1 pseudogene is annotated in these 696 nt (G+C 72.3%); it reads left to right on the top strand.

The features are described 5' to 3' along the window. Positions 1 to 174 precede the first annotated feature (174 nt). Positions 175 to 696: pseudogene (locus tag IEZ21_RS41515) on the top strand (MmyB family transcriptional regulator); the annotation flags it as partial.

Raw genomic sequence — 696 nt, 5'->3', positions numbered from 1 at the left:
GGCTCCGGGTGGGCGTGGACGATCAGCGTCTTCACGGGAACTCCTTCGGATCGGATGCCTTCGATCCTGGGCGCCGCGGCGCCCGTTGTTCAGGGGCGCCTCTTCCATCGGACGGGACTTCCTGGTACTGGCGGGGCCACCTTCACGAGGCATCACCGACGCCATACTGGGAGCATGGACGATCTTGCGGGCTTCCTGCGGACCCGGCGTTCCCGGGTCGACCCGGCGGCCGTCGGCATCCCCACCGACAGCCGCCGCCGGGTCGAAGGGCTGCGCCGCGAAGAGGTCGCGCACCTGTCCGGAGTCAGCGTCGACTACTACGTACGCCTGGAGCAGGGCCGCGCGACCCAGCCCTCCGAGCAGGTCCTCGACGCGCTCGCCCGTGTCCTCGGCCTCGACGCGACCGAACGCGGGCACCTCGACCGGCTCGCCCGGCAGCGCCGCCGCCGCGCGAAGGCGCCGGGCGGGCGCATCCGGCCGGAGCTGCTGCGCGTCCTCGGCCTGGTCGCCGACGCGCCCGCGCTGATCATGGATCATCGCCTGGACGTGCTCGCCGGAAACCGTCTCGCCGGGCTCCTGTACGGACGGCCGATGCCAGGCCTGAACACCGCCCGGCACATCTTCCTCGAGGAGACCGAGCGCGGCCTGTACGCGGACTGGGAGAACTGCACCCTCGACGTGGTCGGGCACCTGCGC

This window comes from Streptomyces flaveus, from assembly GCF_014647675.1.
In the GTDB taxonomy this organism is placed as follows: Bacteria; Actinomycetota; Actinomycetes; order Streptomycetales; family Streptomycetaceae; genus Streptomyces; species Streptomyces flaveus.
Note: the sequence above shows the minus strand (reverse complement) of the source record. Positions and strands in the feature narration are given on the sequence as shown.